Source organism: Streptomyces niveiscabiei (genome assembly GCF_001419795.1).
GTDB lineage: Bacteria > Actinomycetota > Actinomycetes > Streptomycetales > Streptomycetaceae > Streptomyces > Streptomyces niveiscabiei.
The window spans coordinates 1-4,044 of the sequence record NZ_LIRL01000104.1; the positions used below are offsets into that span (position 1 = coordinate 1).

6 protein-coding genes and 2 pseudogenes are annotated in these 4,044 nt (G+C 71.4%); 5 read left to right on the forward strand and 3 right to left on the reverse strand.

Annotated elements, in window-relative coordinates; translation table 11 throughout:
• The 5 genes and pseudogenes from AOK24_RS06190 to AOK24_RS06210 form a co-directional block, all read left to right on the forward strand.
• Positions 1-380, forward strand: a pseudogene (locus tag AOK24_RS06190) (ATP-binding protein); the annotation flags it as partial.
• Positions 377-883, forward strand: a complete 507-nt coding sequence (locus tag AOK24_RS06195) for a roadblock/LC7 domain-containing protein (RefSeq protein ID WP_055719041.1) — start codon at positions 377-379, stop codon at positions 881-883. The pseudogene AOK24_RS06190 and the gene AOK24_RS06195, both read left to right, overlap by 4 nt.
• Before the next feature lie 37 nt (positions 884-920).
• Positions 921-1,349: a DUF742 domain-containing protein gene (locus AOK24_RS06200; protein ID WP_055719042.1), complete on the forward strand. Its 429-nt coding sequence runs from the start codon at positions 921-923 to the stop codon at positions 1,347-1,349.
• On the forward strand, positions 1,336-1,935 hold the full coding sequence (locus AOK24_RS06205; protein WP_055719043.1) for a GTP-binding protein: 600 nt from the start codon (positions 1,336-1,338) through the stop codon (positions 1,933-1,935). Before AOK24_RS06200 ends, AOK24_RS06205 begins: the two co-directional genes overlap by 14 nt.
• Before the next feature lie 38 nt (positions 1,936-1,973).
• Entirely contained in the window at positions 1,974-2,381 is a 408-nt protein-coding gene (locus tag AOK24_RS06210; RefSeq protein WP_055719044.1) for a RidA family protein, read from the forward strand.
• A 54-nt stretch (positions 2,382-2,435) separates the two neighbouring features.
• Here the strand turns inward: AOK24_RS06210 and AOK24_RS06215 are convergent, their stop codons facing one another.
• The 3 genes and pseudogenes from AOK24_RS06215 to AOK24_RS50250 all read right to left on the reverse strand — a co-directional run.
• Positions 2,436-3,104 (reverse strand): ABC transporter permease, encoded by a 669-nt coding sequence (locus AOK24_RS06215; protein ID WP_055719045.1) that lies wholly within the window; start codon positions 3,102-3,104, stop codon positions 2,436-2,438.
• Positions 3,101-3,811, reverse strand: coding sequence for an ABC transporter permease (locus AOK24_RS06220; protein WP_055719046.1), 711 nt, complete (start codon positions 3,809-3,811; stop codon positions 3,101-3,103). Before AOK24_RS06220 ends, AOK24_RS06215 begins: the two co-directional genes overlap by 4 nt.
• A pseudogene (locus AOK24_RS50250) lies at positions 3,808-4,044 on the reverse strand (hypothetical protein); the annotation flags it as partial. The pseudogene AOK24_RS50250 and the gene AOK24_RS06220, both read right to left, overlap by 4 nt.

Consider the following 4,044-nt stretch of genomic DNA (forward strand, 5'->3'; position numbering starts at 1 on the left):
CGTTCATCCCCCGGGCCCGCTCGGAGGAGCACCCCGCGCCGGCCGACGGCCCGAGGCCGCTCAAGCGGCGGGTGCGGGGCGCGACCCTGCGGACGACGGCGGACGCCGCCGCGCAGCAGGGCGCGCGTGCCTCCCGGCCCGCCGACGCGGACGCCGTCCGTGACGCGCTGGACGAGTTCGAGGACGCGGTGGCGCGGGCGAACGCCGATACGGCCGAGACGACAGCCCCCTTCACCGAGGGGGGCCGCTCCGGAGAGAATGGTCCGGAAACAAGGCAGAAAGCGTTTACGCACGACGATGTGCCGAGCCGCCGACCCCCCACCGACGACCGGAACCCCACGCACCACCAGAAACACCTTCCGGAAGGAGCCGAGCAGTGAGCACGTCGACAGGTGACACCCCCGCGGGTGAGGCCACGCCGACCGATCTGCGGGCCGCCGCAGCCGACTTCACCTGGCTGCTCAACCGTTTCGCCACCGAGACCGCGGGCGTCGTCGACGCCATCGCCGTGTCCTCGGACGGACTGCTGATAGCCGTCTCCGAGCTGCGTGAGCACGCGGACTCCGAGCGGCTCGCGGCGATCGTCTCCGGCATCACCTCGCTGGCCGCCGGGGCCTCCGGCAACTACGGTCTGGGCGGGCTGAACAAGGTCATCATCGATCTGGAGGGCGGCCATGTGCTGGTCTCCTCGGTCGGCAGCGGCGCGGTCCTCGGCGTCGTCACCGACAAGGAGGCGAAGCTCGGCAACATCGCCTACGAGATGACGGTGTTCGCGAACCGGGCGGGCAGCGCGCTCAGCCCGCAGCTGGTCCTGGAGCTGAAGAACACCGTGGGCGCCGCCAAGCAGAACCAGCAGGGCCGGCGCCCGAGCCGGACCCGCTGACACCGGCCGGTACGCCAGAAGAGAAGAGCAGGCGAAGATGGCGGACGGGCGCACCCCGCAGGGCGCCGGAGAGGACGGCGCGGCGCGTCCGCCCTCCGCCGTGCGGCCGTTCCTGGTCACCGCGGGCCGGGTGGCCGGGGCGGCCGAGTCCGCGCGGGCGATGCCGGTGGAGACACAGGTGGTGGCCACGGCGGGCGGGCTCGACGTGCTCGACCGGCTCTCCTTCGAACGGCACGACATCGTCGCCGCCTGCCGCCGGCCGCAGTCCATCGCGGAGATCGCGGCGCGGCTGCGGCTGCATCTGAACGTGGTGCGGGTCCTCGCCGAGGATCTGCGCGCGGCCGGTCATCTGACGGTGCACGTGCCGGACTCCGGCGCGATCCACGACGCGTCCGTCCTGCGCAGGGTTATCGATGGCCTGCGGGCCATCCCCGACTCCCGGGGGGTACTCCGTGACTCCGACTGAACCGTTCACCAGCGCCGCCGGCGCGGTCGCCGTGGAACGGCCGCCGCTGCCGGTGAAGCTGGTGATCGCGGGCGGCTTCGGGGTGGGCAAGACCACCGCCGTCGGCTCGATCTCCGAGATCGAGCCGCTCACCACCGAGGCGGCGATCACCGAAGTCGCGGCGGGGGTCGACGACTTGTCGCACACGCCGCGCAAGTCGACGACCACGGTCGCGATGGACTTCGGCTGCATCACCATCGACCCGACGCTGAAGCTCTACCTGTTCGGCACCCCCGGCCAGGAGCGCTTCGGCTTCATGTGGGACGACATCGTCGAGGGCGCGGTGGGCGGCCTGGTGATCGTCGACACCCGCCGCCTGGACGACTGCTACGCCGCCGTCGACTACTTCGAGCACCGCCGGATCCCCTTCGCGGTGGCCATCAACGCCTTCGACGGCAAGGTCGAACACACCCTGGACGAGGTCCGCTGGGCGCTCGACGTCACCGACGGCGTCCCGCTGCTGGTGTTCGACGCACGCGAACGGGGCTCGGTGCGCGACGCGTTGCTGATCGTCCTGGAACAGGCGCTGGCGCGTACGGAAGGCTGAAGGGAATAGCCGGGCGAACCCTGGAGGTTGGCCCGGTCATGAGCAACGACGCCCGTACGATCACCAACCCGCCCGCCCTGCACGACCCGACCCCGCTCGTGTACAGCCATGTCGTCTCGGCGCCCGGCGAACTCGTCTTCGTCTCCGGCCAGTACGCCTCCGACGCCACCGGCGCCCCGGTCCCCGGTGACTTCGCCGCCCAGGTGGAACTCGCCTTCGACCACCTCCAAGAGGCGCTGGCGGCGGTCGGCCTCGGCTTCGAACACGTCGTGAAACTGGGCACGTTCGTCGTCGACCACGACGCCGCGAAGCTGGAGGTCCTCGGCAAGGCCCTGCCCGCCCGGTTCGGGGACCGCTTCCCGGCGCAGACGTTGAGCGGGGTCGCCTCGCTCGCGCTGCCGGGGATGCTGTTCGAGGTCGACGCCATCGCGGTACGGCCCGCCTGAGACGACGCGAGGGCGGTACCGGGAGGTACCGCCCTCTGTTGCCGCAACCGGTTGCTACGCGCTTCTGCGCACCCCCGGCGACACCGCGAACCGGGCCACCGCCCAGAACAGGCCGAGCGTCGCGAGGGCCATGAAGGCGACCAGGGTGGCGCCGCCGACGACCTTCTCGTAGTCGTGCTGGTAGAGGCCGTCGATGATGAAGCGGCCGAGGCCGCCGAGACCGACGTACGCGGCGATGGTGGCCGTCGAGACGATCTGGATGGCCGCCGAGCGCACCCCGCTGAGGATCAGGCCGAGGGCGACGGGGAGTTCGACGCGGAAGAGGATGCCGGCCTCCCCCATGCCCATGCCGCGCGCGGCGTCCACGGGGGCCGGGTCGACCGAGCGCATCGCCTCGTACGTGGTGACGAGGATCGGCGGGACGGCGAGGATGACCAGGGGGATCATCACCGGCAGCATGCCGAAGCCGATGATCATCGTGGCGAGGACGAGGAGCCCGAACGTCGGCAGCGCGCGGGCGGCCGTCGCGACGAACGCGAGCGCGTTGCCGCCGCGTCCGAAGTGCCCGGTGACGAGGCCGATCGGCAGTCCGATGAGGACGGCGAACCCGAGCGCCTCCAGCGAGTACTGGACGTGCTCCCACAGCCGCGTCGGAATCCCCGCGTAGCCGCTCCAGTTGGCGTCGTTCTCGAAGAAGTTGCTGATGTAGTGCAGGACGTTCACCGGGCTGCGTCCTCCAGTGCGGCGGCGGGAACCGTCTCGGGCCTCGGGCGGCGCGGGCCGCTCTTCGGCATCCACGGCGTGAGCAGGGTGCGCAGTCCGACCAGCAGCGCGTCCACGATCACCGCGAGCGCGGCCGACGTCAGCACCGAATTCCAGGCCAGCTCGGGGCGGTTGTAGATGTTCGCGTCGTGCAGCAGGTTCCCGAGCGCGCCCTGGTTCCCGATCAGGGTGCCGACGCTGACGAGGGAGATGCTGGAGGCGACGGCGACCCGCAGCCCGGCGATGATCGCGGGCACGGCGATCGGCAACTGCACCTGGACGTACCGGCGTACGGGTCCGAAGCCCATCGCGGTGGCCGCGGCAAGGGTCTCCTGCGGCACGGACCGCACCGCGTCGACGATCGCCGGGACGAGGACGACGAGGCTGTAGACCGTCAGCGGGATCATCACGGTCAGCTCGGTCATGCCGGTGTAGTCGATGAGGACGACGAAGAAGGCGAGCGACGGGATGGCGTACAGGACCGTCGTCACCCAGAGCACCGGCGGGTACAGCCACTTGAGCCGTACGCAGAGCTGCCCGAGCGGCAGCGCGATCACGAGCCCGGCGAGGACCGGGAGCAGCGCCTCGCGCAGGTGGAGGCCGATGAGGCCGAGCCAGCTGTGCTGGAGGTCGCTGGGGATGTCGAAGAAGCCGTCGAAGTAGCTCACCGGAGCACCTTCGGGTCGCCTTGACCGGAGCCGGAGTTGGAGCCGGAAGCGGCGCCCGGACCGGAAGCGGCACCGGAGTTGGCGTCAGCGCCCAGTCCACCAGCCCGCTGCGCCGCGCTCGAACTCTCCTCGTGCGCCCCGCGAATGGCCTCCCCGATGGCCTGCTGGGAGACCACCCCGGCGACCCGCCCCTCCCCGTCCACGCCGACCGCCCAGCCCGTCGGCGACAGCAC

Coding starts and splice junctions, on each gene's coding strand:
- AOK24_RS06200 (WP_055719042.1), top strand. CDS start 921: ATGGCGGACGGGCGCACCCCGCAGGGCGCCGGAGAGGACGGCGCGGCG.
- AOK24_RS06210 (WP_055719044.1), top strand. CDS start 1,974: ATGAGCAACGACGCCCGTACGATCACCAACCCGCCCGCCCTGCACGAC.